This window comes from Ancylobacter sp. TW_SC_1 (genome assembly GCF_056836805.1).
In genome coordinates this window covers 3,951,117-3,976,903 of the sequence record NZ_CM166365.1, presented here as the reverse complement: position 1 = coordinate 3,976,903, position 25,787 = coordinate 3,951,117, and the positions used below count along the sequence as shown (strand labels likewise).

Below are 25,787 nucleotides of genomic sequence, written 5' to 3'. Positions count from 1 at the left end.
TGATATTGTCGACTGCGCGCTTGCGGGGGTATGGAGACCGGTGACTGACGGACTCCTCGCTTCCATGCCCGCACGATGAAGCGCGGCGAGAGGGGTCACCCCGGATATCGGAAAGCCGCAATGTCGACATCTCGCACCAGCCTTCAACACCGCCCGGTCCTGAGCGCGCTGCTGGCGCTGGCCGTCCTGTTCGCGGCCCCGGCGGGCGTGTCGGCGCAGGTGCCATTATCGACGGAGGCGCCGGCCGCAGCGAGCCAAGCGGTGCCCGCCCAGCCGGTGCCCGTCCTGCCGGCGCCCGCCCAGCCGGCGGCCGAACAAACCGCCCCGGCCGGCGCGCCTGCGGTGTCCGAGGCGGTCGATCCGCTGGTGCCGCCGCTGGCGCCGGCCTCCGGGCTTGCCAACGATGCCGCCAATTCCCTGCCGCCCGCCGGCATGGACATCGCCGATCCGTCCGCCGCCGGCGCGCCGCTGCCGCTGCATGAGGGAGAAGACCCCAGCGTCGCCGCCCAGCTGCCGCATGACCTGTCGCCGTGGGGCATGTTCATGGCTGCCGACTGGGTGGTGAAGGCGGTGATGATCGGCCTCGCCTTCGCCTCGGTGGTGACGTGGACGGTGTGGCTGGCCAAGACCTTCGAGCTCATGGTGGCGCGGCGCCGGCTTCGCCGCGCGCTGAGGGGCTATCTCGCCAGCGCCTCGCTGGACGAGGCGCGCCGCGTGGCGCCGAATGGCCCGGCGGGCGCCATGCTCCGCGCCACCGATCTCGAATTGCAGCGCTCCGGCGATCTGCCGGCCGAAGGCATCAAGGAGCGCGTGTCGATCTCGCTCTCGCGCATCGAGGTGGCGGCCGGACGCGCCATCACCCGCGGCACCGGCCTTCTCGCCACCATCGGCGCCACCGCGCCCTTCGTCGGCCTGTTCGGCACCGTGTGGGGCATCATGAATTCCTTCATCGGCATCTCGAAGGCGCAGACCACCAATCTCGCCGTGGTGGCGCCCGGCATCGCCGAGGCGCTGCTGGCCACCGCCATCGGCCTTGTGGCGGCGATTCCCGCCGTGGTGATCTACAACCACTTCTCGCGCCAGGTGTCGGGCTATCGCGTGCTGATGGGCGACGCTTCGGCCGAGGTGCTGCGCCTGCTCTCGCGCGACCTCGACCGGCGCGACGCCGGTCACCGGGGCGGCAACCGCGCCGAGGCGGCGCGGCTGCGCGCGGCCGCGGAGTGAGGCGCCATGGCGGCGAAGCTCCAGAGCAGTGACAGCGACGATCTCGTCGAGAACCACGAGATCAACGTCACGCCATTCATCGACGTCATCCTGGTGCTGCTGATCATCTTCATGGTGGCGGCGCCGCTCTCCACGGTGGATGTCGCCGTCGACCTGCCGGCCTCCAATGCGCAGGTGCAGCCGCGCCCGGACAAGCCGGTCTATCTCACCGTGAAGAGCGACCTCGTGCTCGCGCTGGGCAATGAGGATGTCGCCCGCGAGGCGCTCGGCGCCACGCTCGACCGCTCCACCGAGGGCAAGCGCGACACGCGCATCTTCCTGCGCGCCGACAAGAGCGTCGACTATGGCGCGCTGATGGAGGTGATGAACCTCCTGCGCGCCGCCGGCTATCTCAAGATCGCGCTGGTCGGGCTGGAAATGGCCGGCCAGCCGACCCTGCCGCCGGGTGCCGCGCTCCCCGCCGCTCCCGGCGCCGCGCCGTCGGCCACACCCGCCGCGATCCCTGCCTCTCCCGGCGCGACCCCTGCCGTTCCGGCTCCCGCCGCGCCTGCCGCCGGAGCGCCGGCTCCATGAGCCTGATGCTGCTGGGTGGCAGCCGGGGGCACCGGCTGCGCGAGGCGAGCGGCTGGCTCGTCTGCGGCGCCGTCGTGCTGGCCGTGCATGGCGGGGCGCTCGGCTACATGCTGGCCGAGCCGCCCATCGTCGCGGCCGATGAGCCGGCGGCGATCATGATCGAACTCGCCGAAATGCCGGTCGCGCCGGAGGCGGAACCCGTCGATCTGCCGCCCGGTCCGCAGATGATGGAAGCGCCGGAGGAGGTCGAGCAGGACGTGCCGCCCGATCCGCTGGCGAAGGAGGAGGACGTGCCGCCGCCCGAGCCTCTGCCCGAGCAGGAGCCGGTGCCGGATGTCGCCGAGAGCCCGGCGCCCGATATCGAGGTGCCGCTGCCGCCGCCGCCGCCGCTCGCCTCGGAGCTGACGCCGCCGGAGAAGAAGCCTGATCCGCCCAAGGCGCGGCCGAAGCCCAAGCCCAAGCCGAAGGAGCGCGAGAAGAGCGAGAAGCCGCCGGCGCCGCGCACCTCCGCCGCGCCCTCGATCGACGCCGCGCGCTCGAACCGCATCGCCGCGCCGACCGCCGGAGCGTCGACCTCCTCCAGCCGGGCGCCGGCCAACTGGCGCTCGCGGCTGATGGCGCATCTCAACCGGCACAAGCGCTATCCGGGCGGCGAGAACGGTAGCGGCAAGGCGCGCGTCGCCTTCTCCATCGATCGGTCGGGCCGGGTGCTGTCGGCACGGCTGGCCGGCAGTTCCGGCAATCCGAGCTTCGACGCGGAGGCGATCGCCATGGTGCGCCGTGCCTCGCCGGTGCCGCCGCCGCCGCCGGACGTGCCGGGCGGGACGATCACCTTCACCGTGCCGGTGCTGTTCAGTCTGCGCTGACGCCCGCCCCGGCGTCTGGTCGCATCTCCATCCGTCCGGGAACTACGACGCGACCCAGCAGGCCACCAGTTGCTCGCCCTTGCGTTCCAGCGGCGGCATCTCCACCCGGCAGCGGTCGATCACCAGCGGGCAGCGCGGGTTGAAGGGGCAGCCCTTGGGCGGGTTGAAGGGCGAGGGCAGTTCGCCCTCCAGCACGATGCGCTCCTTCTTCGCCTCCGGGTCGGCGACCGGCGTCGCGGAGAGCAGGGCGCGCGTATAGGGGTGCCGGGGCGCTTCGAAGATGGCCTCGCGCGGGCCGTGCTCGACGGCGCGGCCGAGATACATCACCAGCACCTCGTCCGCCATGTGCCGCACCACGCCGAGATCGTGCGAGACGAACACATAGGCGACGCCGAGCTGCTCCTGCAGCTCCACCAGCAGGTTCAGCACCTGCGCCCGCACCGAGACGTCGAGCGCCGAGACCGGCTCGTCCAGCACGAGGATCTTCGGCCGCAGCACCAGCGCGCGGGCGATGGCGATGCGCTGGCGCTGGCCGCCGGAGAACATGTGGGGGTAGCGGCCATGATGCTCGGGGCGCAGGCCGACGCGCTTCATCATGTCGAGCGCGCGCTCGCGCCGCTCGGAGGCGGAGAGGGGCGTGTTGACCAGCAGCGGCTCCTCGATCGCATTGCCGACGGTCTGGCGCGGATTGAGCGAGCCGAAGGGGTTCTGGAACACCATCTGCACCTCGCCGCGATAACGGCGCAGCGTGCGCGCATCCGCCTCGGCGACGTCGACATCGTCGAGCCGCAGCGAGCCGGCGCCCGGCCGCTCGATCAGGGTGAGCATGCGGGCCAGCGTCGACTTGCCCGATCCCGATTCGCCGACGACCGCCAGCGTCGAGCGCGCGGCGAGGCGGAAGCTGATGCCGGCGACCGCCTTCACCGTAGCGGATTTGGCGAACAGGCCGCGCGCGACCTCGTAGCTCTGGGCGAGGTCGACAGCTTCCATCACCGCGTCGGCGGCGGTCGTTTCATGGGCGGCGATCTCATTGGCGGCGATCGGGTTCATGCCGCGATCTCCCGGTGCTGCGGCACGCCCGCGACGAGCGGGGTGTGGCAGAGGGCGAGGCCGAGTTCCGAGCCGGCGCGCGGCGGCGGCACGGTGCGGCAGGTGTCGGTGGCGAAGCGGCAGCGCGGCGAGAACAGGCAGCCTTTCGGCCGGTCGGCCAGCCCGGGCACGATGCCGGGGATGGAGGGCAGCAGGCGGCCCTGCGCGCGCTCGGGCAGCGCCGCGAGCAGCGCGGCGGTGTAGGGATGGTGCGGGTCGCGGAACAGGCCGCGCGTGTCCTGCATCTCCACCTGCTGGCCGGCATAGTGGACGCAGACCCGCTGCGCCGTCTCGGCGACCACCCCCATGTCGTGGGTGATCAGCACAAGCCCGACGCCGCTTTCCTTCTGCAGTTTCAGCAGCAGGTCGAGGATCTGCGCCTGGATGGTGACGTCGAGCGCGGTGGTCGGCTCGTCGGCGATGATCAGCTTCGGCCGGCAGGCGAGGGCCATGGCGATCATCACGCGCTGGCTCATACCGCCGGAAAGCTGGTGCGGAAAGGCGCTCAGCCGCCGTTCCGGCTCGGGAATGCCGACCAGCTCCAGCAGCTCGACCGCCCGCGCCTGCCGCTGGGCGCGCGAAAGGTCGAGATGGGCGGCCATCGCCTCGCGGATCTGGAAGCCGACGGTGAAGCACGGATTGAGGCTCGACATCGGTTCCTGGAAGATCATGGCGAGGTCGCGCCCGATGATCTTGCGGCGCTCGCGGGCCGACAGCGCCAGCATGTCGCGGCCGTCGAACATCATCCGGTCGGCGCTGACGCTGGCGGTCCACGGCAGCAGGCCCATCACCGCCAGCATGGCGACCGACTTGCCGGACCCCGATTCGCCGACGATGGCCACCAGTTCGCCGGCCTCGACGTCGAGGTCCACCCCGTCCACCGCGCGGAACGGGCCGCGCGAGGTGGCGAAGGAAACGGTGAGGTTGCGGATGGAGAGCAGCGGCATCAGCTCCTCCTCAGCTTGGGGTCGAGCGCGTCGCGCAGGCCGTCGCCCATCAGGTTGATGGCGACCAGGGTGACGAGGATGGCGAGGCCCGGCAGGGTGACGATCCACGGCGCCGAGCGGATGAACTCGCGGGAATCGGCCAGCATGGCGCCCCATTCCGGGGTCGGCGGCTGCGCGCCGAGGCCGAGGAAGCCGAGCGCGGCGGCCTCCAATATGGCGTCGGAGATGCCGAGAGCGGCCTGCACGATGAGCGGGGCGAGGCAGTTCGGCAGCACGGTGACGAACATCAGCCGGATCTTGCCGACGCCGGCCACCTGCGCGGCGACGACATATTCCTTCGACAGCTCGGCGATGGCGGCGGCGCGCACCAGCCGGACATAGCGCGGCAGGTAGACGACCGTGACCGCGATGATGGTGTTGGAAAGGCTCGGGCCGAGCACCGCCACCACGAGGATGGCGAGCACCAGGCTCGGGATCGCCACCACCACGTCCATGATGCGCATCACCACCACCTCGACGATGCCGCGCATGAAGGCGCTGGCGAGGCCGAGCACGATGCCGACCGCCACCGAGACGATCATCACCGACAGGCCGATGCCGAGCGAGATGCGCGCGCCGTAGATGAGGCGGGAGAGCACGTCGCGCCCGACCGCGTCGGTGCCGAACGGAAACGCCCAGCTGCCGCCAGCCCAGACCGGCGGTTGCTGCACATGCTGGCGGAACTGCTCGATCGGCGAGTGCGGGGCCACCAGCGGCGCGAACAGGGCCAGAAAGGCGATGAACACCACCACCATCAGGCCGATCACCGCGCCGCGATTCTCGCTGAAGGCGGACCAGAAGGCGCGCAGCGAGGAGATTTCCGGCGGCACCGTCTCCATCGCGGCGAGGGCGGCGGGATCGAAGGCCGGGCCTTCCCTCATGCTCTCACCCGCCATGACGTATCCTCGGATTGATCGCGACGTAGAGCATGTCGACGATGAGATTGACGAGGATGACGATGCCGGAGATCAGCATGATGCCGCCCTGCAGCGCCGGATAGTCGCGGCGCGAGATCGATTCGATCAGCCATTTGCCCACGCCCGGCCAGGCGAAGATGGTCTCGGTCAGCACCGCGCCGGCGAGCAGCGTGCCGGTCTGCAGGCCGATGACCGTCACCACCGGGATCAGCGCGTTGCGCAGCGCGTGCAGCCCGACCACCCGGAGCGGCGACAGGCCCTTGGCGCGGGCGGTGCGCACATAGTCCTCGCCCAGCACCTCCAGCATGGAGGAGCGCGTCATGCGGGCGATGACGGCGAGCGGAATGGTTCCGAGCACGATGGAGGGCAGAATGAGATGCGCCACCGCCGCGCCGAAGGCGCCTTCCTGGTCGGACAGCAGGCTGTCGATCAGCATGAAGCCGGTGACCGGCTCGAAATAGTAGTTGATCAGGTCCATGCGGCCGGAGACGGGGGTGAGCCCGAGATATTCCGACATGAACATGATCAGCAGCAGGCCCCACCAGAAAATGGGCATGGAATAGCCCGCCAGCGCCGCGGTCATCACCGCGTGATCGAACACCGAGCCGCGCTTCACGGCCGCCAGCACGCCGGCGGGCACGCCGAGGCAGATGGCGAAGATCAGCGCGCAGAGCGAGAGTTCCAGCGTCGCCGGGAAGAGGATCAGGAACTCGTCCAGCACCGGCGTCTTGGTGACGATGGAGACGCCGAAATCGCCGTGCAGCAAACCGTACACGTAGTCGCCGAACTGCTGCCAGATCGGCCGGTCGAGGCCGAGCTCGTGGCGGAACTGGGCGAGGCGCTCGGGCGAGATGCCGCGCTCGCCGGTGCGTACCTCGATGGGATCGCCGGGCACGAGGCGCACCGCGACGAAGGTGACGAACATCAGCGCCACGAAGGTCGGCAGCGTCAGCGCGACGCGGCGGAGAAAGAGTTTCAGCATGTGTGGGACGTACCCATAAGTCGTGCCTGATCGCTAAAATGCGGCCGTCATCCCGGACACCGCGCGGCGGTGTCCGGGATCGCGAGACGGGGATGCGTCTTAACGGATGGCGGTCCCGGATCGCGGCAAGCCGCGTCCGGGATGACGTTCGTGATGGCGAGACGAGGGGCTATCGCCCGATCACTTCAGGTCGACGCCGTAGAACTCGTGCCGGCCGAACGGGCTCACCTTGTAGTCCACGACCTCCTTGCGGGTCGGCTCGTAGACGATGGAATGGGCGATGGTGAACCAGGGTGCCTCTTCCTTGAAGATCACCTGCGCCTGCTCGTAGAGCTTGGTGCGCTCGTCCTTGTCGGCGATGGTGCGCGCCTTGGTGATCAGCGCGTCGAAGTCCTTGTTGCACCACTTGGCGAGGTTCTGGCCGCCCTTGCGCGCGGCGGGGCAGCCGAGCAGGAAGAAGAAGTTGTCCGGGTCGCCATTGTCGCCGGTCCAGCCGAGCTGGCCGGTCATGTGCTCGCCTTCCTGCATGCGCTTGCGGTACTCGCCCCACTCATAGGAGACCAGCTTGGCGTTGACGCCGAGCTTGGCGAGGTCCGACTGCATCATCTCGGCGATGCGCTTGGCGTTGGGGTTGTAGGGGCGCTGCACCGGCATCCACCACAGGTCGATGTCGAGCGGGGTTTTGACACCGGCATCGGCCAGCATCTGCTTGGCCTTTTCCGGATCGTAGGCGTAGTCCTTGACCTCGGTGTTGTAGGACCAGATGGTCGGCGGGATCGGGTTGATCGCCGCCTGGCCGGCGCCCTGGTAGACGTCCTTGATGATGGCGGCCTTGTCGATCGCCATGTTGAAGGCCTGGCGGACCTCCTTCTTGTCGAAGGGCGGCTTCTCGACGTTGAACGCCCAGTAGGCGATGTTGAGGCCCGGCTGCGACAGCAGGTTCACCACCGGATCAGTCTTCAGGCCGGCGATGTCGGCCGGGTTCGGCGCGATCATCACATGGCACTCGCCCTTCTTCAGCTTGGCGTAGCGCGCCGTCGGGTCCGGCGTGATGGCGAAGACGAGGTTGTCGATCTTGGCCGGTCCCTCGAAATAGTCCGGGAACGCCTTGTAGCGGATCACGCGTCCTTCTGGTAGGCGACGAACTGGAACGGGCCGGTGCCGACCGGGATCTGGTCGAGCTGCTCGGGGGCGCCCTTCTTCAGCAGGAAGTCAGCATATTCCTTCGACATGATGGTGGCGAAGTCCATGGCGAGGTTCGCCAGGATCGGCGCGTTCGGCTCGTTCAGCTCGAACTTGACCGTGTAGTCGTCCACCTTGTCGATCGACTTGAGCAGGTCGGGCATGCCCATGTCGTTGAAGTAGTCATACGCGCCGCCCGTGACCTTGTGGTACGGGTTCTCCGGCTTCCACTGGCGCTCGAACGAGAACAGCACGTCGTCGGCGTTGAAGTCGCGCGTCGGCTTGAAGCCGTTGACGCCGGAGTGGAATTTCACGCCCTTGCGCAGCTTGAAGGTGATGACCTTGCCGTCGTCGCTGACCGTCCAGCTCTCGGCGAGGCCGGGAACCACATTGGTGGTGCCACGTTCGAACTCGACGAGCTGGTTGTAGGCCGGGCGCGCCGCATCGAAGCTGGTGCCGGTGATGTTGAGCGCCGGGGTGAAGTTCTCGGGGCTTCCCTCCGAGCAGTAGACGAGCGTCTTCGCCGCGTAGGCGGGAGCCGCGAACGCGGTAAGCATGGCGGCCGCGAGGGCCACTTTCGGATTGATGACCGGCATTGTGTATTCCCCTCTTGAGGACACGCGGCGGCCCCGCATTTTCCGGGGTTCATCTTTTTGTCACCGCAGTCCGATGTGGAACTGAAACATGTGTCGGAATATTGCGCAATCACACCCCGCCCCCAGACCAAAGTCTGATGACGCAGGGATGGAAAGGGTTTCCAGGACCCGGCGTACCGCCCTTCGGATGCATAAAGGCGTGCGAAGTTGTAAGAGCATGGAGCCGGCGCCATCTGTCGCGCTTCTGCCGCCGGACCGTTCGGGAGAGTTTTCATGAGTGCCGCGCCGTCCTCCGTTTCCACCGCCGCCCCAGCCGCTTCCGCCACCTCCGGCGGGCGGGCCGTGTTCGATTGGGCCGATCCCTTCGACTTCGAGGGGCAGCTCACCGAGGAGGAGCGGCTCGTGCGCGACACGGCGCGCGACTACGCGCAGGACAGGCTGCAGCCGCGCGTCACCTCCGCCTTCATGGACGAGCGTTTCGACCGCGAGATCATGACCGAGATGGGCGAGCTGGGGCTGCTCGGCCCCACCATCCCCGAGGAATATGGCGGGGCGGGCCTCGGCTACGTGTCCTACGGGCTGGTGGCGCGCGAAGTGGAGCGGGTCGATTCGGGCTATCGCTCGGCGATGAGCGTGCAGTCCTCGCTGGTCATGCACCCGATCAACGCCTATGGCAGCGAGGCGCAGAAGCGCAAATACCTGCCCAAGCTCGCCACCGGCGAACTGGTCGGCTGCTTCGGCCTGACCGAGCCGGACGCCGGCTCCGACCCCGCCGGCATGCGCACCCGGGCCGAGAAGATCGACGGCGGCTACCGCCTCTCCGGCGCCAAGATGTGGATCACCAACTCGCCGATCGCCGACCTCGCGGTGGTGTGGGCGAAGTCGGCCGCCCATGGCGACGAGATTCGCGGCTTCCTGCTGGAACGCGGCATGAAGGGCTTCACCACGCCGAAGATCGGCCACAAGCTGTCCCTGCGCGCCTCCATCACCGGCGAGATCGTGATGGACGGCGTCGAGGTGCCCGAGGAGAACCTCCTGCCGAACGTTTCCGGCCTCAAGGGGCCGTTCGGCTGCCTCAACCGCGCCCGCTTCGGCATCGGCTGGGGCGTGATGGGCGCGGCCGAGGCCTGCTATGCGAGCGCCCGCCAGTACACGCTCGACCGTAAGCAGTTCGGCAAGCCGCTGGCGGCGACCCAGCTGATCCAGAAGAAGCTCGCCGACATGGCGACCGAGATCGCGCTCGGCCTGCAGCTCGCGCTGCGCGCCGGCCGGCTGTTCGACGAAGGCCAGTTGCCGATCGAATCCATCTCCATGCTGAAGCGCAACAATTGCGGCAAGGCGCTCGACATCGCCCGCCTCGCCCGCGACATGCATGGCGGCAACGGCATCTCGGGTGAATTCCCGGTGATGCGCCACATGGTGAACCTGGAGACGGTGAACACCTATGAGGGCACGCACGACATCCACGCGCTGATTCTCGGCCGGGCCATCACCGGGCACCAGGCGTTCTTCTGAGAGCGCGCTGGCTTGGGGTTCGGCCGAAGAGTCTTACGCCGAAGAGTCTTACGCCGAAGAGTCTTGCGCTGAAGGGTCTTGCGCTGGGTCCCGGATCGGTGCTCCGCCTACGGCGTCGCTTGTCCGGGACACGGGGAAACTGTTTCCCGGACAAGCCGCGCAGAGCGCGGCGCTGATCCGGGATCCAGCGAAAGACTCTCTGCAAAATCCCCGGGTCGTCCGGCGGAGTTCTCTCAAATATTGTACATCAGGTCGGCATTCGGCGTTTGCGCGAACACGATCATGTCCTGCAGCGACATGCCGTCGAGAATGTCCGACATCGCGTCCCGCACGCGGCTCATGGTGATGCGCACGGCGCAGGTCTCGAGGTCCTCGCAGTCCTGGCAGGGCACATAGGCGCTCTTGCTGGCGCAGCTGATCGGGGCCAGCGGGCCGTCGAGCGTGCGGATGATGTGGCCGATGCGGATCTCGCGCGGCGTCTTGGCGAGGGCGTAGCCGCCGCCTGGACCCTTCTTGGAGCGCAGCATGCCGGCATTGCGCAGTTCGAGCAGGATCGCGTCGAGGAACTTCTTGGGAATGTTGTTGTCGGTGGCGATTTCCTGGCCCATCGCGCTGGAGCCGGGTTCGAGCCGGGCGAGATAGAGCATCGCCTTCAGGCCGTACTTGCCCTTGTTGGTCAGCATGTCCGCATCATCACCCGGCTGGTCGCATCGGTGCCCGCAACAAAAGCGACGCCGACGAATCTCCTGCCGGCAGCACACTATATAGATGGTAGATCAGCGGGAATTTTACCAGTGGGCTCAGCCCGCGGTCGCGGCGGCGGCCACGACCGAAGGTGCCTCGGGCGCGTCGCGGAACGGATGCGCGAAGAGGATGGCGCCGACCACGGCACCATAAGCCAGCGCGAACAGCAGCTTGTCGCGATAACGGCGGAAGCCGGTCTGGCCCATGAGTCCCTCTCCGATCTAGAAAGGTAGTCTATCAACAATATGTATTTTGTAAAGTGGATCAGTCCTCGTCGTACATGGGCGGGTCGACGCGCAGCGACGCCCCGTTCTCGAAGGCCGAGGTGAAGGCGGCGACGCGGCGGTCGATTCGTATGTCCGAGGCGCGCAGCGGCCGGACGAGCGACAGCCCTTCCAGCGAGCGCGCGCGGGAAAGCGCGACATAGGCCTGCCCGGCCGCGAAGGCGCCGCTGTCGAAGTCGATGCGCACGTCGTCGAGGGTGAGGCCCTGTGCCTTGTGCACCGTCACCGCCCAGGCGGGAACCAGCGGAAGCTGGGTGTAGGTCCCCACCACCTTGGCCGCGACCTTGCCCGTCGCCTCGTCCCAGTCGTAGCGGATGCGCTCCCAGCTCGTGCGCTCGATCTCGACCACGCCGGCGCCGTCCAGCCGGACATAGGCGCGGTCCGGCGCGAGGCCGGTCACGGTGCCGACCGAGCCGTTCACCCACTGCTTCTCGGGATGGTTGCGCACCGTCATGACGCGGGCGCCGACCTTGAGCGCCAGTGCCTCGGGCACCGGAAGGCGATCATTGGCGAGGTCGAACTCGCCCTCGCTCTTGCCCTCGTAGCGGCGGCCCTCATCGGCGAGGGCGTCGAGGCCGCGCCGGTTATAGGCATCGACGCGCATATTGGTCGGCGCCAGCACGACCGGGGTGCGTCCGGTCCGGTGCTCGCGGAACGAAGCGGCGTTGATGGCGGCGATGGCATCGCCGACATATCGGCCGGCGCGCAACTCGGCGAGATAGCCGACGAAGGCGTCGTCGGTCTGGCGGTAGACCTGCGTGAAGGGCAGCCGCGCCGGCTCTACCTCGCGCAGCACGCGCGCGTCGAAGGCGAAGGGGCCCTCATAGCCGAGATGGCCGAGAATCTCGCGCTCGGCCGTCGGCACCACCGGCGGCAATTGCAGGAAGTCACCGACCAGCACCACCTGCACCCCGCCGAACGGTTCCGGATTGCCGCGCACGATGCGCAGGCTCCGGTCCACCGCGTCGAGCACGTCGGCGCGGACCATCGAGACTTCGTCGATGACGAGCCGCTCCAGCTTCTTCATCAAGGTGCGCTTGGGTGAGCGCGGCTTGACCTGGTCGGGATCGACGAGGCGCGGCGGCAGGCCGAAGAAGGAATGGATGGTCTGGCCGCCGAGCTGCAGCGCGGCGACGCCGGTCGGCGCGAGGAAGGCCTGCCGGCCGCCGCCATGCTTGCGCAGCGCGTGCAGGAAGGTGGTCTTGCCGGTGCCGGCGCCGCCGAGCACCATTACCAGCGGCGCGCCGGAGCCCACCAGCGCCAGCGGGCCGGCGAAGGCGTCCTCGGCGATGACCGGACGAATCGGAAGCGCGATTTTCTCGTTCATCGGCGCAATGGAGCACAGGAGGGCCGGCGGCGCGAATGCGGGGGGTGCTCGTGCCGCACCCGCGTCGTCATCCCGGACGGCCGAACGCCGATCCGGGATCGTTGGCCATTATGACACGCGATCCCGGCTCCGCGGCTTCGCCTTCGGCCGGGATGACGAAGGTCGATCGGTGCGCTCAGTGCAGCTTGATGAGCACCAATCCGGCGACGATGAGCGCGGCGGCGAAGATGCGCTCGCGGCGCAGCGGCTCGTGCAGCACCACCACGGCGATCACCGCGCCGAACAGCACGCTCGATTCGCGCACCGCCGCGACGAGGCCGATCGGCGCCTTGGTCATCGCCCAGATCGAGATCCAGTAGGCGGTGAGCGACATCGCCCCGCCCGCCAGGCCCGGCCCGATGAAGGAGAGCGTCGGCGCCAGCGCGCGCGGGCCTTTCCATGCCAGCCCGAACAGGGTGATGACGAGGCTGTCGGCGACGAAGAGCCAGGACGTGTAGATGTGCGGCGAGGAGGAGCTGCGGGCGCCGAGGCCGTCCACCAGCGTGTAGGCGGTGATGGACAGGCCGCACAAGAGCGCCAGGCGCAGCGCCGTGCGGTCGAAGGCGGTGCCGCCGGCGCGTTGCCAGGCGATGGAGAGGATGCCGAGCGCCAGCAGCACGACGCCGAGGAAGCCCTGCGCGTCGACCGCCTCGCCAACCAGCGTCACCGACAGGATGGTGGTGAGCAGCGGCGCGCTGCCGCGGGCGATCGGATAGACCAGCCCCATGTCGGCGCGCTGGTAGGCGCCGCTGAGCGTCAGGTAGTAGGCGAGGTGGATCGCCACCGAGGCGGCGATCCACGGCCAGACGTGGAGTTCCGGCGGGCCGAGATACAACGCCACCGGCAGGGCGATGACGCCGCAGGCGGCATTGACCAGCACCACGGCGAGGAACGGATCGAGCCGGATCTTGAGAACGGCGTTCCACCCCGCATGCATCGCGGCGGCGGCGATGACCGCCAGGAAGACGCTCGGTTCCATGCAGGGGGTGGCCGGAAAGAGGAGGGACGGGCGCGGAGATAGCCGATTCCGCGCCCGCTGCCGAGACTGTCGTCGGTCCGGCCGGCGTCAGACGCCGAGCTGGGTGACGAATTTGGTGTTCACATAGGCTTCCATCGCCTCGGTGCCGCCTTCCGAGCCATAGCCGGAATCCTTGATGCCGCCGAACGGCACCTCGGGCAGGGCGAGGCCGTGATGGTTGATCGAGACCATGCCGCTTTCCACCCGGCGGGCGAACTCGTCGGCGCGGGCGGAGGAGGTGGTGTAGGCATAGGCGGCGAGGCCGTAGGGCAGGCGGTTGGCCTCGGCGATTACCGCCTCGGTCGAGGAGAACGGCATGATCGGCACGATCGGCCCGAACGGCTCCTCATTGAGGATGCGCGCATCCGGCGAGAGGTCGGTGAGCACGGTGGGCTCGAAGAAATAGCCCTTGTTGCCGATGCGCGCGCCGCCGGTGCGCAGGGTCGCGCCCTTGGAGACGGCGTCGGCGGTCAGCGCCTCCATCGCCTCGACCCGGCGCGGATTGGCCAGCGGGCCCATGCGCACGCCCTCGTCGAGGCCGTTGCCGACCTTCACGCCCTTCACCGCCTCGGTGAAGCCGTCGACGAAGCGCGAATAGATGTCCTGATGCACGAGGAAGCGGGTCGGCGAGACGCAGACCTGCCCGGCATTGCGGAACTTGGCGCCGGAAAGCAGCTTCACCGCGACGTCGACGTCCGCATCCTCGAACACCACGGCGGGGGCATGGCCGCCGAGTTCCATGGTGACGCGCTTCATATGCGCGCCGGCCAGCGCGGCGAGCTGCTTGCCGATCACGGTGGAGCCGGTGAAGGAGATCTTCTTCACGATCGGGTGCGGGATCAGGTACTGCGAGATTTCCGCCGGCACGCCGAAGACAAGGTTGACCACGCCGGCGGGAACGCCCGCATCGACATAGGCGCGCACCAGCTCGGCGCAGCTCGCCGGGGTCTCCTCCGGCCCCTTGAGGATCACCGCGCAGCCGGCGGCCAGCGCCGCGGAAACCTTGCGCACCGCCTGGTTGATCGGGAAGTTCCACGGGGTGAAGGCGGCGACGACGCCAACCGGCTCGCGGTGCACGGTCTGCTGCACGCCGGCGGCGCGGGCGGGGATCAGCCGGCCATACTGGCGGCGGCCTTCCTCGGCGAACCAGTCGATGATGTCGGCGGAGGCGAGCGTCTCCATGCGCGCCTCGGGCAGCGGCTTGCCCTGCTCCATGGTCATCAGGGTGGCGATCGCCTCATGGCGCTCGCGCAGGATTTCCGCCGCCTTGCGCATGATCTTGTAGCGCTCGTGCGGGGCCGTGTGGCGCCACACGGCGAAACCCTTCTCGGCGGCGGCCAGCGCCGCGTCGAGGTCGTCCCGGCTGGCATGGGCGACCGTGCCGATCGCCTCTTCCGTCGCCGGGTTGATGACCGGCTGACTCGCCGGTGCGCCGCCGTGATTGCTGCCTCCGCGCCACTTGCCGTCGATGAAGAGCTGGACCTCGGGATAGGACACGGAATGCTGCATGGCCGGACCTTTCAAGCTAGGATGCTGGCGCATACCTAATCGCCCCGATGCCGGACGGAAAGGGCAAAGGCCGCCTGCCGCTGGGGAATTGGATCCATTTTCTCGGCCGTGGGAAGGGCTGTTCCCGGTCCGCCCCAGCGAGGTTCTCGATGTTCGTCACCGACACCGATCTCGACAGCCTGCTGCGCCTGCTGGCCGCGACCATCATCGGCATGGCGATCGGTACCAACCGCGATCTGAAGGGCAAGCCGGCCGGCATGCGCACGCTGGGGCTGGTGTGCATGGGCGCGACGCTGGTGTCGCTCACCGCGATGCAGGTCGGCGAACTGGTCCAGCATCCCGACGCGACCAGCCGCGTCGTGCAGGGCGTGCTGCAGGGCGTGCTCACCGGCGTGGGGTTCATCGGTGCCGGCGTGGTGCTGCGCGGCGCGCCCGACAGCCATGAGGCGCACCGCCTCACCACGGCGGCGACCGTGTGGGTGACGGCGACGCTCGGCATCGCCTGCGCGCTGGCGAGCTGGCACCTGATCGCGCTCGGCATGCTCATCACCATGGCGCTGCTGGTGGTGGTCAATCCTCTTGAGCGTCTGGTCGAGCGCCTCGCGGCCGCGCGCGCCCCGAAAGGCGGGGAGGAGCGCCCGCGCGACCCGGAGCCGCGCGCCGACCACTGACCGGGCGCGCGGTGCGCGCCGTTCTCCTTCCGGATCGGCCGCCGCGGCTCAGCGCGCGTCCTTGAGGATATCGCGCTTGCCGGCATGGTTGGCGGGACCGACGATGCCCTCGTTCTCCATCCGCTCCATCAGCGAGGCGGCGCGGTTGTAGCCGATCTGCAGGCGGCGCTGGATGTAGGAGGTGGACGCCTTCCTGTCGCGCAGCACCACGGCCACGGCCTGGTCGTAGAGGTCGCCGGAATCCTCGCCGGAGAGGGCGCCGTTGGCGGACTTGTCGAACACGGCGGTGTCGTCGGTGGCCGGCTCCTCTTCCTCTTCCGCCGTGACCTCCTCGAGATATTCCGGCCGGGCCTGGCTTTTAAGGTGCTCGACGACGCGCTCGACCTCCTGGTCGGAGACGAACGGGCCGTGCACGCGCGAGATGCGCCCGCCGCCGGCCATGTAGAGCATGTCGCCCTGGCCGAGCAGCTGCTCGGCACCCATCTCGCCAAGAATGGTGCGACTGTCGATCTTCGAGGTCACCTGGAAGGAGATGCGGGTCGGGAAGTTCGCCTTGATGGTACCGGTGATGACGTCGACGCTCGGGCGCTGGGTGGCCATGATCAGGTGGATGCCGGCGGCGCGGGCCATCTGCGCCAGGCGTTGGATGGCGCCCTCGATCTCCTTGCCGGCGACCATCATCAGGTCGGCCATCTCGTCGACCACGATGACGATGAAGGGCAGGGGAGCGAGATCCATGATCTCCTCCTCTTCCAGCAATTCGCCGGTCTCCTTGTCGAAGCCCTTCTGCACCGTGCGGGTGATGATCTCGCCCTTGGCCTGCGCCTCGGCGACGCGGGCGTTGAAGCCGTCGATGTTGCGCACACCGAGGCGGCTCATCTTGCGGTAGCGGTCCTCCATCTCGCGCACCGCCCATTTGAGGGCGACGATCGCCTTCTTCGGGTCGGTGACGACCGGCGTGAGGAGGTGGGGGATGCCCTCATAGACCGAGAGTTCCAGCATCTTCGGGTCGATCATGATCAGCCGGCACTGGTCCGGACGGTGCCGGTAGAGCAGGCTGAGGATCATGGTGTTGATGGCCACCGACTTGCCCGAGCCGGTGGTGCCGGCAACCAGCAGATGCGGCATGCGGGCGAGGTCGACGATCACCGGCTCGCCGCCGATGGTCTTGCCGAGGCCGATGCCGAGCTTGGCGCGGGCGGCCTCGAATTCGTGGCTCGCCAGCATCTCGCGCAGCCACACCGTCTCGCGGCGCTGGTTGGGCAGCTCGATGCCGATGACGTTGCGCCCTTCCACCACGGCGACGCGGGCGGAAATCGCGCTCATCGAGCGGGCGATGTCGGCGGACAGGCCGATGACCCTGCTCGACTTGATGCCGGGCGCCGGCTCCAGCTCGTACAGCGTGACGACGGGGCCGGGATTGGCGTCGATGATCTCGCCGCGCACGCCGAAATCATGCAGCACCTGCTGCAGCTTCACCGAATTGCGGTCGAGGAACTCTTCCGAGAGCTCGTAGTCCGGCTCGTTGGCCGGCGGCTCGGTCAGCAGGTCGAGCGGGGGCAGCTCGTACTCGGCCTCCTCGTCGCGCGGCGGGCGCGGGGCGGGCGCCGGGCGCGCCGCCGCCACGGGAGCCGGTGCCGGCGCGCGAACGGGCGCCGGAGCGGGGGCGGGCGCCGCCACCGTCACGGGTGCGGCCACAGGCGCGGGCGGCGCCACCGAGACCGGCACCATGCCGAAGACCGGCCAGGAGAAGGAGACGTCGGACGGGCTGATGCCATAGCCGCCGAAGCCGCTCGGCGCGGCGGCCGTCGGTTCCGGCGCGACCGGCGCGACCGGCGCCGCCATGGTGGCCGCCGCCTCGATCAGCTCGTCGGCATACGCCTCGTCCTCGAAGGTCTCGTCGTTGAAGGCCTCGTCGTCATCTTCTTCGAACGCCGCGGCCTCGACCATGGCGGCCGTCTCAGCCTCCGGCTCAATTGCGAAGGCGTCTTCGTCGTAGAACTCCGCCTCGTCCTCCGCGACGGCATAGGTCGAGCCGCCATAGGTCCCCGTCGCGTCGTTGGCGGCGACGAATTCCTCGTCGGGCATCCAGTCGACCGGCGTGGTCTCCAGCTTCGGCGGGCTGACCGGCGGTGCGTCCCAGCCGAACTGGATCATGCCGGCGATCTGCCGGATGGAGCTCGGCGGCTCGGCGGAAGGCGTCGCGGGAGCGACGGCCACTGGTGCGACAGCCACTGGCGAGGCAGCCACTGGTGCGACAGTTACCGGCGCCGCTGCCACCGGGGCGGCGGGCGCCTCGGGCACGGGCTCGGCCACGAGGGCCGGCGCGGCGGCGTCGGGCGTCGGCTGCGCGGCGAGGGCGCGGCGGGCATGGGCGGCGATCAGCGCCTTCGGCACGGCGCCGAGCGGCGGCTTGCGCGGCGGCACGCGCAGCACCGGCGTCTGCGAGGGACGCGGCGGCAGCGCGGCGGTCGCGGTGGCCGGCGCCTCCGCCATGTCGGGGGCGGGCGTGGATATGGGCGCGACGGCCGGCGGCTGGCGCAGCAGATAGTCCGGCGTACGGGTGAAGCGGGTGTTGGGCGGCATGGAGAAGGGCTGCAGCCAGCTCGGCACCACCTCGCGCGGCGCTGTGCTGGCGGCCGGCTTGGACGCCTTGGTCGCGGGCGGCGCGTGCGTCACCTGCGGGTTCGCCCGGGAGAACACCCGCGTCGGGGCGCTTCCCTTCGTCTCGGAAGCCTTGTCCGCGTTCGGATCGGAGGGACTCGCCGGGTTACGCATGGGACGCTGGAACCTTTACCGCTGCTGCCGCTGGGCCTTCCGCCGCTGGCGCGGAAGGCGCCGTCTCGGCCGTGCTCCATGGTTAGAAGCACAGCGTTAACGAACGGTATGGAGCAGCGGGTTTTCCCCCGGCGCCGGTCACTTCGTGACGTCAGGCCGGCAGGCCGAGCGTCTGGCGGATCTCCGACGGCATCAGGTCGTGCGTCTCGGGATGCTTGATCATGTAGCGGCCGAACACCGAGCAGCGCGGAACGACGGCCAGGCCGCGCTCGCGGGCGCTGGCAAGGCCGGCCTCGACGAGCCGCGTCGCGAGGCCGCGCCCGCCGAGCTCGGCCGGCACTTCGGTGTGGGTGAAGATGATGTGGTCGGGCGCGAGGATGTACTGGGCGATGGCGAGGTGGCCGTCCTGCTCGATCTCGAAGCGGTCGGCGGCGCGGTTGTCGCGCACCGGGATTTCACCGTTCATGCTCATTTTCTGCTCCTTGGGTGGCGCCCGGTTCTGGATGGCTTTCGGTGGCGTTCGGGTGCCATGGGATATTGTCGACCAAAACGGGCGCCGCGTCGCCCCCGATCGATCGCGCGGGATGAAATTATCGGCCGGGTCCGATATAGCGCCCTGAGGTTCATCGGGAAGGCTGCATCATGTCCGCGCTCACTCGCCGCCCGCCGCCGCCGGAATGGCTCGCGGCGCTGGAAAGCCGCCGCTCGGTCGCCGCCGCCGCGCTCGGCGCGCCCGGACCGGACCTGGACGAGGTGCGGCGCCTGCTCGCCATCGCCGCCCGCGTGCCCGACCACGCCATGCTGGTGCCCTGGCGCTTCATTCTGGTCGAGGGCGCGGCCCGGGCCGAGATCGGGGCGCTGCTGGCGCAGGCCTATCGCGCCGGCAATCCCCAGATGGCGCCGGACAAGCGCGAGAAGTTCGCCGGCATCATGTCGCGGCTGTTTCCCGCGCCGCTGGCGGTGATCGTGGTCAGCCGGCCGGTCGGCGGCACGATGATTCCCGATTTCGAGCAGCAGCTGTCGGCTGGCGCGGCATGCATGAATCTTCTCACCGGCGCGCGGGCGCTGGGATTCGACGCCATCTGGGTGACGGGCTGGGCGGCGACCCATCCGGCCGCCCGGTCGATTCTCGGCCTCAGTGAGGGCGAGCGCGTCGCCGGCATTATCCATGTCGGCACGGCGGCCGAACCTCCGTCGGAGCGTCCGCGCCCGGATGTCGCGGCGCTCACCACCCGCTGGTCGGCGCCGGGTTGAGCGCGCATAGTCCGCCTGCATGACGCTTGGCCAGCCTTTGGGGCGGGCTGACAGAGCGAGCAGAAGGTTAGGGGGCCGTGATGGCGGAAGGGGCCTGCGCGTCATGGGACGACGTCATCTCTCGCCTTGATTGTATCGTCGCGCAGGCGCCAGAACCGTTTGAGCAGGACACCATCGATAACGGCCGCGAGCTGATCCACTATCTCCGCGAGCGCTTCACTCCGCCGGATGGATTCGACAAGGGCTACTGGAGCACCTTCAGCCTGTTCTGGGACAATTTCGAGATCGAGGTGTTCGGCGAGAGGTTTGAAACCTATCGATTTTTCGAGGGTGCGACCGACATTCTGCATTTTTCACATCGACCCGGCGAGCCTTTCTCTGTCGAATTCTTGGCCCAGCTTCTGATGCCGCCCCTTGGGGACCCAGCACCTCAGCCATGAAAAAAGCCGCCCCGGCGAACCGGGACGGCCCCTCTTCTTGGCGTTTTTGGCGTTTCCTCGAAGGGTGGATCAGGCGGCGGCCTGGGCCTGGGCCTGCGCCTGCTTGGCCTCGCGGCGGCGGCGGGTGAGGATGAACTCGGTGTAGCCGTTGGGCTGCGTGCGGCCCTTGAGGATCAGGTCGCGGGCGGCGCGGAAGGCGAAGCCGTCATAGTCCGGGGCCATCGGCGTGTAGCTCGGATCGCCGGCGTTCTGCTCGTCGACGATGCGGGCCATGCGGCGCAGCGTCTCCTCGACCTGCGCCTCGGTGACCACGCCGTGCAGCAGCCAGTTGGCGACATGCTGGGAGGAGATGCGCAGCGTGGCGCGGTCTTCCATCAGCCCGACATCGTGGATGTCCGGCACCTTGGAGCAGCCGACGCCCTGGTCGATCCAGCGCACGACATAGCCGAGGACGCCCTGGATGTTGTTGTCCAGCTCCTCCTGCACCGCCGCCGGCTCCCAGTTGCCGCGGTCGACCACCGGAATGGTCAGCAGGTCGCGCCGGGAGGCGCGCTTGCGGGAGCGAAGCTCGGCCTGGCGCTTGAACACGTCGACCTTGTGGTAGTGCAGGGCGTGCAGCGTGGCGGCGGTCGGCGAGGGCACCCAGGCGGTGTTGGCGCCGGCCAGCGGATGGACGATCTTCTGCTCGATCATGTCGGCCATGCGGTCGGGCATCGCCCACATGCCCTTGCCGATCTGGCCATGGCCGTCGAGATGGGCTTCGAGGCCGGCGTCGACATTGTTGTCCTCATAGGCCTTGATCCAGGCCTGCGCCTTCATCTCGTTCTTGCGCACCATCGGACCCGCCTCCATCGAGGTGTGGATCTCGTCGCCGGTGCGGTCGAGGAAGCCGGTATTGATGAAGACGACGCGCTCGCGGGCGGCGCGGATCGAGGCGGAGAGGTTGGCGCTGGTGCGGCGCTCCTCGTCCATGATGCCGATCTTGAGCGTGTTGGTGTCGAGGCCGAGAAGCTGCTCGACGCGGGCGAACAGGTCGACCGCGAAGGCGACCTCCTCGGGGCCGTGCATCTTCGGCTTCACGATATAGACCGAGCCGGTGCGGCTGTTGCGCAGCTTGCCGGTGCCCTTGAGGTCGTGCAGCGCGATCAGCGTGGTGACGGTGGCGTCGAGAATGCTCTCGGGGATCTCGTGGCCGTTGGCGTCGAGCACCGCGTCGGTCAGCATGTGCTGGCCGACATTGCGCACCAGCATCAGGCTGCGCCCGTGCAGGGTCAGCTCGTCGCCGGTGGCCGAGGTGTAGCGGCGGTCCTCGGCGAGGCTGCGCTCGACCGTCTCGCGGCCCTTGGCGAAGGTGGCGCTGAGCGTGCCCTTCATCAGGCCGAGCCAGTTGCGGTAGACCAGAACCTTGTCCTCGGCGTCCACCGCCGCGACGCTGTCCTCGCAGTCGACGATGGTGGTGACGGCGGCCTCGATGACGATGTCGGCGACGCCGGCCGGGTCGGTCCTGCCGATGCGGTGGCCGCGGTCGATGACGATGTCGATGTGCAGCCCGTTATTGACCAGCAGTACCGAGGAGGGCGTTCCCGCCTCGCCGCCGAAGCCGGCGAACTGGGCCGGGTCCTTCAGGCCGACGACGGCGCCGGAGCCGAGCACGGCCTGCAGCCTGCCCTCGGACACGCGGTAGCCGGCGACGTCGGCATGGCTGCCGCTTGCCAGCGGAACGCTCTCGTCGAGGAAGGCGCGGGCGCGCTCGATCACGCGCTGGGCGCGGATCGTGTTGAAGCCGTTGGAGCGGCTGGCGCCGTTGTCCTCGGGCAGCGCGTCGGTGCCGTACAGCGCGTCGTAGAGGCTGCCCCAGCGGGCATTCGCCGCGTTGAGCGCGTAGCGGGCATTGGTGACGGGCACCACGAGCTGCGGGCCGGGAATGCGGGCCAGTTCCTCGTCGACCCTGGCGGTGACGACCTCGAAGGGCTCGGGCTCGGGCAGCAGGTAGCCGATCTCGGCGAGGAAGACCTCATAGGCGACGGGATCGACCGGCTTGTTGCGGTGCGCGCGGTGCCAGGAATCGATCTGCGCCTGCAGCTCGTCGCGGCGCTTGAGCAGCTCCGCGTTGCGCGGGGCGAAATCCCCCACGATGCCGGCGAAGCTCTGCCAGAAGGCGGCTACGTCGACCCCGGTGCCGGGAATGGCTTCATTATTGATGAAGTCGACAAGAGCGGAATCCACCTTCAGGCCGGCGACGTCGGTATAGCTCATGACGGGTCCCTTCACGCGAGCGGAAAGCCGGTCGCTACGAGCGTCCGGCACAGCTGTGCCTTCCAATAAACAAAAGTGCGGGTGCGGCGCAACATCGCACATAGTCGGAGAGGCGCCCCATACAAGGGGCGCCTTTGTCAATTCAACGGGTTACGCAGCGTTTGCACTGCGTCAGGCGATGAAAATGTCATCCCGCGGCGCCCGGCCTTTGCCGGACCTTCGCGGAGGTCTCCCCAGACCCCCTCGAAGGCTCGCCGTGCTCGCGCCGCGGGATGACGAGCCGTCAGAATTGCGCGGTTTCCGTGGAGTCCTGCATCGCCGTGGTGGCGCTCATGCCTTCGCTGAGCACGGTGGCGATGGCGTCGAAGTAGCTGGTGCCGACCTCGCGCTGGTGGCGCGTGGCCGTGAAGCCCTGTGCCTCGGCCGCGAATTCGCGCTGCTGCAGCTCGGAATAGGCGGCCATGCCGTCCTCCCGGTAGCGCCGCGCCAGCTCGAAAGTGGTGAGGCACTGGTTGTGGAAGCCGGCCAGCGTGATGAACTGGTACCTGTAGCCCATGGCCCCCAGCTCGCGCTGGAAGGTCTTCATCTGCGCCTTGTCCATGTGCTTGGCCCAGTTGAAGGAGGGCGAGCAGTTATAGGCGAGCATCTTGCCCGGATGCACCTTGTGCACGCCTTCGGCGAAGCGGCGGGCATCGTCGAGGCTCGGCGTCGAGGTCTCGCACCACAGCAGGTCGGCGTAGGGCGCATAGGCGACCGCGCGGGCGATGCCGGCCTCGAAGCCGCCATTGTAGCGGTAGAAGCCTTCCTGCGTGCGCTCGCCGGTGATGAAGGGCCGGTCCAGCTCGTCGATGTCGGAGGTGATGAGCCGCGCCGATTCCGCATCGGTGCGGGCCATCAGCACGGTCGGCACGCCGAGCACGTCGGCGGCGAGCCGCGCCGCGTTGAGCGTGCGGATGAACTGGCGGGTCGGCACCAGCACCTTGCCGCCGAGATGGCCGCACTTCTTCTCCGAGGCGAGCTGGTCCTCGAAATGCACCGCCGCCGCGCCGGCCTCGATCAGCGCCTTGGTCAGCTCATAGGCGTTGAGCTGGCCGCCGAAGCCGGCCTCGGCATCGGCGATGATCGGCACGAAATAGTCGAGCTCGGGGCCCTTCACGCCGTCGGCGCGCTCCATCGTCTGCACCTGGTCGGCGCGCATCAGCGCCTTGTTGATGCGACGGACCACCGCCGGGACGCTGTCGACGGGGTAGAGGCTCTGGTCGGGATACATGTCGCCGGACGAGTTGGCGTCCGCCGCCACCTGCCAGCCGGAGAGATAGATCGCCTCCAGACCGGCCTTCACCTGCTGCACCGCCTGGATGCCGGTATAGGTGCCCATGGTCGGCACGAAGTCCTGCGTCTGCAGGAGGTCCCAGAGCCGGCGGGCGCCGTTCGCGGCCAGCGTGTGCTCGATGCGCAGCGAGCCGGCGAGGCGGGCGACCTCAGCGGGCGCGTAGCTGCGGTGGATTCCCTGCCAGCGCTCCGGCGCCCAGTGCGGGGCGGGGAACTGGTCGGGCGTGGTGTCGCGAAGCTTGTCCAGCATGGTTCTTCCCTGCTGTTGAGGTGGAGGAGGATGAAGTGGGCGCGGGTGCCGAGGAGGTTTCGGCCCCCGCGCCAGCCGGTCCGTGTCGCGCGTCCTCGAAACGGATCGGCCGAAAGCGCGGCCTTGCAGCCATCGGACTACCGCGATCGCCGGGTGTAGGTGGCGGCCACGAGCCGTCCGCCGAGCAGGGCGCCGATGAGGGCGCTCATGTCCTGCTGGCCCGGCGCCATCGCGATGCGGTGGCGGCCGATGCGGTGGACGATGGAGAAGTCCTTGGCGGCGAGCCCTTCCGCCTTGAAGACCTGACCGATCTCCTCGGCGTCGCCGCCGATGATGGTGACGAACTCGTCCTCGCCGGTCGTGGCGGGTGTGTTCTCGATCGCGCTCATGTCAATTCCTCCCTTCGAGGTGTGATGTAAAGATTTAACACTCGACACTGAAAGGCAATAACTATAGTGATTTGAGTGTGTTAAGCTGATAAGGCTTGTAAAGTTTACAGGCCTGTTTTGTAAACCGAGCAAAGGAGCGGACATGCTCGCCACCGAACCGCGCATCGGCAGCCGGGTGCAGAGGCTGCGCCGGGGCAAGCGCATCTCGCAGGCGGACCTGGCGAGCGCGCTCGGCATTTCCGCGAGCTATCTCAACCTCATCGAGCACAATCGCCGGCGCATCACCGTGCCGCTGCTGATGAAGCTGGCGGGCTATTTCGGCATCGAGCCGGGCGAGCTGGTGGAGAATGACGAGTCCCGCCTGGTCGGCGACATGATGGAGCTGTTCAGCGACGAGCTGTTCGCCGAGAATGCGCTCACCAATCAGGACATTCGCGATCTGGCGGCCTCGAACCCGGCGGTCGGGCGCGCCGTGGTGCGGCTCTACGACCAGTTCAAGACGCTGCGCGAGGCCCATCGCACCGGCGCCACCGGCGCGCTCGACGACGATGTCGGCTACCACCCGGCGACCGACGCGGTCTCCGACTTCATCCAGGAGAACGCCAATTATTTCCCGACGCTGGAGGCCGCCGCCGAGCGCATCCGCCACGACATCGACTTCTCCTCGGATTCCTTCGAGCACGGGTTGAAGACCTATCTCTTCAACGTCTTCGGGCTGAACTGGCGTTCCGCCTCGCTGCCCGCCGGCATCGCCCGGCGTTATGACGCGGGCGCGCATGAGCTCATCACCGCCGAGGTGCTGCCGCCGGAATCCGCGCTGTTCGCCGTCGCCCACCAGCTCGGCCTGCTCGCGGCCTCGCGGCAGATCGACGAGCTGATCGAGGCGGGCAATCTCGCCGCCGACGCGCCGGTGGTCACGCGCAACGCGCTGGCGAGCTATTTCGCCGCGGCTCTGGTCATGCCCTACGAGCCGTTCCTCGCCGCCTGCCAGGAGACGCGCTACGACGTCGAGCGCATCCAGCGCCGCTTCCGCACCAGCTTCGAGCAGGTCTGCCACCGCATGACGACGCTGCAGCGGCCGGGCAAGGCCGGCATTCCGCTGCACCTGGTGCGCACCGACATCGCCGGCAACATCTCCAAGCGCTTCTCGCTGTCGGGCATCCACATCTCGCGCCATTCCGGCGCCTGCCCGCGCTGGAACGTCTATGCCGCCTTCCTCCATCCCGAGCGGATCAACGTCCAGATCAGCCAGATGCCGGAGGGGCAGCGCTATTTCTGCATCGCCCGCTCGATCACCAAGGGCGGGCACCGGCACAACGCGCCGCGCCGGCATTTGTCGATCGGGCTCGGCTGCCACATCAGCCACGCGCAGCAGATGGTCTATTCCGACGGCATGAACCTCTCCGATCCCTCGCAGACGGTGGCGATCGGGGTGGGCTGCCGCATCTGCCCGCGGCTCGACTGCGAGCAGCGCGCCCAGCCGCCGACCGACCACCGCTTCACCCTCAACGAGATCGACATGTCGGAGAGCTTCTACGCCCCGGCGCGGCGGGGCATCTGACCGCG

At 68.7% G+C, this 25,787-nt stretch carries 22 protein-coding genes and 1 pseudogene; 8 read left to right on the top strand and 15 right to left on the bottom strand.

Translation table 11 applies throughout. The features are described 5' to 3' along the window. Positions 1-120 precede the first annotated feature (120 nt). The 3 genes from exbB to AC1PZ7_RS18700 are packed head-to-tail and all read left to right on the top strand — an operon-like array spanning position 121 to position 2,663. Positions 121-1,224, top strand: coding sequence for a tonB-system energizer ExbB (exbB, locus tag AC1PZ7_RS18710; protein ID WP_482356691.1), 1,104 nt, complete (start codon positions 121-123; stop codon positions 1,222-1,224). 6 nt (positions 1,225-1,230) lie between these two features. Beyond that, positions 1,231-1,797 (top strand): TonB system transport protein ExbD, encoded by a 567-nt coding sequence (gene exbD, locus AC1PZ7_RS18705; RefSeq protein WP_482356690.1) that lies wholly within the window; start codon positions 1,231-1,233, stop codon positions 1,795-1,797. Next, positions 1,794-2,663, top strand: coding sequence for an energy transducer TonB family protein (locus AC1PZ7_RS18700; protein WP_482356689.1), 870 nt, complete (start codon positions 1,794-1,796; stop codon positions 2,661-2,663). Before exbD ends, AC1PZ7_RS18700 begins: the two co-directional genes overlap by 4 nt. Positions 2,664-2,705: 42 nt before the next feature. Here the strand turns inward: AC1PZ7_RS18700 and AC1PZ7_RS18695 are convergent, their stop codons facing one another. From AC1PZ7_RS18695 to AC1PZ7_RS18675, 5 genes and pseudogenes are all read right to left on the bottom strand, one after another. Further along, positions 2,706-3,713, bottom strand: coding sequence for a dipeptide ABC transporter ATP-binding protein (locus tag AC1PZ7_RS18695; RefSeq protein ID WP_482356688.1), 1,008 nt, complete (start codon positions 3,711-3,713; stop codon positions 2,706-2,708). Beyond that, positions 3,710-4,699: an ABC transporter ATP-binding protein gene (locus AC1PZ7_RS18690; RefSeq protein WP_482356687.1), complete on the bottom strand. Its 990-nt coding sequence runs from the start codon at positions 4,697-4,699 to the stop codon at positions 3,710-3,712. The genes AC1PZ7_RS18695 and AC1PZ7_RS18690 overlap by 4 nt, the downstream gene beginning before the upstream one ends. Next, positions 4,699-5,577 carry an ABC transporter permease subunit gene (locus AC1PZ7_RS18685; RefSeq protein WP_482359677.1) on the bottom strand — a complete coding sequence of 293 codons (879 nt, stop codon included), beginning with the start codon at positions 5,575-5,577 and terminating at the stop codon, positions 4,699-4,701. Before AC1PZ7_RS18685 ends, AC1PZ7_RS18690 begins: the two co-directional genes overlap by 1 nt. Before the next feature lie 46 nt (positions 5,578-5,623). Continuing rightward, positions 5,624-6,637, bottom strand: coding sequence for an ABC transporter permease subunit (locus tag AC1PZ7_RS18680; RefSeq protein ID WP_482356686.1), 1,014 nt, complete (start codon positions 6,635-6,637; stop codon positions 5,624-5,626). Between the two features lie 180 nt (positions 6,638-6,817). Continuing rightward, positions 6,818-8,376, bottom strand: a pseudogene (locus AC1PZ7_RS18675) (ABC transporter substrate-binding protein). 312 nt (positions 8,377-8,688) lie between these two features. Between AC1PZ7_RS18675 and AC1PZ7_RS18670 the strand changes: the two are divergent. After that, on the top strand, positions 8,689-9,930 hold the full coding sequence (locus AC1PZ7_RS18670) for an acyl-CoA dehydrogenase (protein WP_482356685.1): 1,242 nt from the start codon (positions 8,689-8,691) through the stop codon (positions 9,928-9,930). A gap of 233 nt (positions 9,931-10,163) precedes the next feature. On the opposite strand, the gene AC1PZ7_RS18665 is transcribed toward AC1PZ7_RS18670, so the two are convergent. From AC1PZ7_RS18665 to AC1PZ7_RS18645, 5 genes are all read right to left on the bottom strand, one after another. Continuing rightward, complete coding sequence (locus tag AC1PZ7_RS18665; RefSeq protein WP_482356684.1) at positions 10,164-10,613, bottom strand: RrF2 family transcriptional regulator; 450 nt, start codon at positions 10,611-10,613, stop codon at positions 10,164-10,166. Between the two features lie 117 nt (positions 10,614-10,730). Next, positions 10,731-10,880, bottom strand: coding sequence for a hypothetical protein (locus AC1PZ7_RS18660; protein WP_482356683.1), 150 nt, complete (start codon positions 10,878-10,880; stop codon positions 10,731-10,733). Positions 10,881-10,938: 58 nt separating this feature from the next. After that, positions 10,939-12,285, bottom strand: a complete 1,347-nt coding sequence (locus tag AC1PZ7_RS18655) for an ATP-dependent DNA helicase (RefSeq protein ID WP_482356682.1) — start codon at positions 12,283-12,285, stop codon at positions 10,939-10,941. Positions 12,286-12,460: 175 nt separating this feature from the next. Further along, the gene (locus AC1PZ7_RS18650) at positions 12,461-13,303 is read right to left on the bottom strand and encodes an SMR family transporter (RefSeq protein ID WP_482356681.1); all 843 of its coding nucleotides are present in this window, start codon (positions 13,301-13,303) and stop codon (positions 12,461-12,463) included. 87 nt (positions 13,304-13,390) lie between these two features. Then, complete coding sequence (locus tag AC1PZ7_RS18645) at positions 13,391-14,851, bottom strand: NAD-dependent succinate-semialdehyde dehydrogenase (protein WP_482356680.1); 1,461 nt, start codon at positions 14,849-14,851, stop codon at positions 13,391-13,393. A 149-nt stretch (positions 14,852-15,000) separates the two neighbouring features. Between AC1PZ7_RS18645 and AC1PZ7_RS18640 the strand changes: the two genes are divergently transcribed. Then, positions 15,001-15,522 carry an MgtC/SapB family protein gene (locus AC1PZ7_RS18640; protein WP_482356679.1) on the top strand — a complete coding sequence of 174 codons (522 nt, stop codon included), beginning with the start codon at positions 15,001-15,003 and terminating at the stop codon, positions 15,520-15,522. A 48-nt stretch (positions 15,523-15,570) separates the two neighbouring features. On the opposite strand, the gene AC1PZ7_RS18635 is transcribed toward AC1PZ7_RS18640, so the two are convergent. Together AC1PZ7_RS18635 and AC1PZ7_RS18630 are read right to left on the bottom strand one after the other, a co-directional pair. After that, on the bottom strand, positions 15,571-18,300 hold the full coding sequence (locus tag AC1PZ7_RS18635; protein ID WP_482356678.1) for a DNA translocase FtsK: 2,730 nt from the start codon (positions 18,298-18,300) through the stop codon (positions 15,571-15,573). Between the two features lie 151 nt (positions 18,301-18,451). Next, on the bottom strand, positions 18,452-18,772 hold the full coding sequence (locus AC1PZ7_RS18630) for a GNAT family N-acetyltransferase (RefSeq protein WP_482356677.1): 321 nt from the start codon (positions 18,770-18,772) through the stop codon (positions 18,452-18,454). A 170-nt stretch (positions 18,773-18,942) separates the two neighbouring features. Here AC1PZ7_RS18630 and AC1PZ7_RS18625 point away from each other — a divergent pair, with 170 nt between their 5' ends. After that, positions 18,943-19,554 carry a nitroreductase family protein gene (locus AC1PZ7_RS18625; protein WP_482356676.1) on the top strand — a complete coding sequence of 204 codons (612 nt, stop codon included), beginning with the start codon at positions 18,943-18,945 and terminating at the stop codon, positions 19,552-19,554. 80 nt (positions 19,555-19,634) lie between these two features. Further along, complete coding sequence (locus tag AC1PZ7_RS18620) at positions 19,635-19,994, top strand: hypothetical protein (RefSeq protein ID WP_482356675.1); 360 nt, start codon at positions 19,635-19,637, stop codon at positions 19,992-19,994. Between the two features lie 69 nt (positions 19,995-20,063). On the opposite strand, the gene AC1PZ7_RS18615 is transcribed toward AC1PZ7_RS18620, so the two are convergent. The 3 genes from AC1PZ7_RS18615 to AC1PZ7_RS18605 form a co-directional block, all read right to left on the bottom strand. Then, on the bottom strand, positions 20,064-22,250 hold the full coding sequence (locus tag AC1PZ7_RS18615; RefSeq protein WP_482356674.1) for a malate synthase G: 2,187 nt from the start codon (positions 22,248-22,250) through the stop codon (positions 20,064-20,066). 283 nt (positions 22,251-22,533) lie between these two features. Next, positions 22,534-23,832 carry an isocitrate lyase gene (gene aceA / locus AC1PZ7_RS18610; RefSeq protein WP_482356673.1) on the bottom strand — a complete coding sequence of 433 codons (1,299 nt, stop codon included), beginning with the start codon at positions 23,830-23,832 and terminating at the stop codon, positions 22,534-22,536. Positions 23,833-23,969: 137 nt separating this feature from the next. After that, a complete protein-coding gene (locus AC1PZ7_RS18605; protein ID WP_482356672.1) occupies positions 23,970-24,221 on the bottom strand; it encodes a hypothetical protein in 252 nt (83 codons plus the stop codon). Between the two features lie 142 nt (positions 24,222-24,363). Between AC1PZ7_RS18605 and AC1PZ7_RS18600 the strand changes: the two genes are divergently transcribed. Beyond that, positions 24,364-25,782 carry a helix-turn-helix domain-containing protein gene (locus tag AC1PZ7_RS18600; protein WP_482356671.1) on the top strand — a complete coding sequence of 473 codons (1,419 nt, stop codon included), beginning with the start codon at positions 24,364-24,366 and terminating at the stop codon, positions 25,780-25,782. Positions 25,783-25,787: the final 5 nt, after the last annotated feature.

Excerpts from the sequence above, each read along its gene's own strand:
- AC1PZ7_RS18690 (WP_482356687.1), bottom strand. The coding sequence starts at position 4,699 with ATGCCGCTGCTCTCCATCCGCAACCTCACCGTTTCCTTCGCCACCTCG.
- AC1PZ7_RS18600 (WP_482356671.1), top strand. The coding sequence starts at position 24,364 with ATGCTCGCCACCGAACCGCGCATCGGCAGCCGGGTGCAGAGGCTGCGC.
- AC1PZ7_RS18680 (WP_482356686.1), bottom strand. The coding sequence starts at position 6,637 with ATGCTGAAACTCTTTCTCCGCCGCGTCGCGCTGACGCTGCCGACCTTC.
- AC1PZ7_RS18645 (WP_482356680.1), bottom strand. The coding sequence starts at position 14,851 with ATGCAGCATTCCGTGTCCTATCCCGAGGTCCAGCTCTTCATCGACGGC.
- AC1PZ7_RS18670 (WP_482356685.1), top strand. The coding sequence starts at position 8,689 with ATGAGTGCCGCGCCGTCCTCCGTTTCCACCGCCGCCCCAGCCGCTTCC.
- AC1PZ7_RS18665 (WP_482356684.1), bottom strand. The coding sequence starts at position 10,613 with ATGCTGACCAACAAGGGCAAGTACGGCCTGAAGGCGATGCTCTATCTC.
- AC1PZ7_RS18620 (WP_482356675.1), top strand. The coding sequence starts at position 19,635 with ATGGCGGAAGGGGCCTGCGCGTCATGGGACGACGTCATCTCTCGCCTT.
- exbB (WP_482356691.1), top strand. The coding sequence starts at position 121 with ATGTCGACATCTCGCACCAGCCTTCAACACCGCCCGGTCCTGAGCGCG.
- AC1PZ7_RS18650 (WP_482356681.1), bottom strand. The coding sequence starts at position 13,303 with ATGGAACCGAGCGTCTTCCTGGCGGTCATCGCCGCCGCCGCGATGCAT.
- AC1PZ7_RS18635 (WP_482356678.1), bottom strand. The coding sequence starts at position 18,300 with ATGCGTAACCCGGCGAGTCCCTCCGATCCGAACGCGGACAAGGCTTCC.
- AC1PZ7_RS18640 (WP_482356679.1), top strand. The coding sequence starts at position 15,001 with ATGTTCGTCACCGACACCGATCTCGACAGCCTGCTGCGCCTGCTGGCC.
- exbD (WP_482356690.1), top strand. The coding sequence starts at position 1,231 with ATGGCGGCGAAGCTCCAGAGCAGTGACAGCGACGATCTCGTCGAGAAC.
- AC1PZ7_RS18695 (WP_482356688.1), bottom strand. The coding sequence starts at position 3,713 with ATGAACCCGATCGCCGCCAATGAGATCGCCGCCCATGAAACGACCGCC.
- AC1PZ7_RS18660 (WP_482356683.1), bottom strand. The coding sequence starts at position 10,880 with ATGGGCCAGACCGGCTTCCGCCGTTATCGCGACAAGCTGCTGTTCGCG.
- AC1PZ7_RS18685 (WP_482359677.1), bottom strand. The coding sequence starts at position 5,577 with ATGGAGACGGTGCCGCCGGAAATCTCCTCGCTGCGCGCCTTCTGGTCC.
- AC1PZ7_RS18605 (WP_482356672.1), bottom strand. The coding sequence starts at position 24,221 with ATGAGCGCGATCGAGAACACACCCGCCACGACCGGCGAGGACGAGTTC.
- AC1PZ7_RS18655 (WP_482356682.1), bottom strand. The coding sequence starts at position 12,285 with ATGAACGAGAAAATCGCGCTTCCGATTCGTCCGGTCATCGCCGAGGAC.
- aceA (WP_482356673.1), bottom strand. The coding sequence starts at position 23,832 with ATGCTGGACAAGCTTCGCGACACCACGCCCGACCAGTTCCCCGCCCCG.
- AC1PZ7_RS18700 (WP_482356689.1), top strand. The coding sequence starts at position 1,794 with ATGAGCCTGATGCTGCTGGGTGGCAGCCGGGGGCACCGGCTGCGCGAG.
- AC1PZ7_RS18625 (WP_482356676.1), top strand. The coding sequence starts at position 18,943 with ATGTCCGCGCTCACTCGCCGCCCGCCGCCGCCGGAATGGCTCGCGGCG.
- AC1PZ7_RS18630 (WP_482356677.1), bottom strand. The coding sequence starts at position 18,772 with ATGAGCATGAACGGTGAAATCCCGGTGCGCGACAACCGCGCCGCCGAC.
- AC1PZ7_RS18615 (WP_482356674.1), bottom strand. The coding sequence starts at position 22,250 with ATGAGCTATACCGACGTCGCCGGCCTGAAGGTGGATTCCGCTCTTGTC.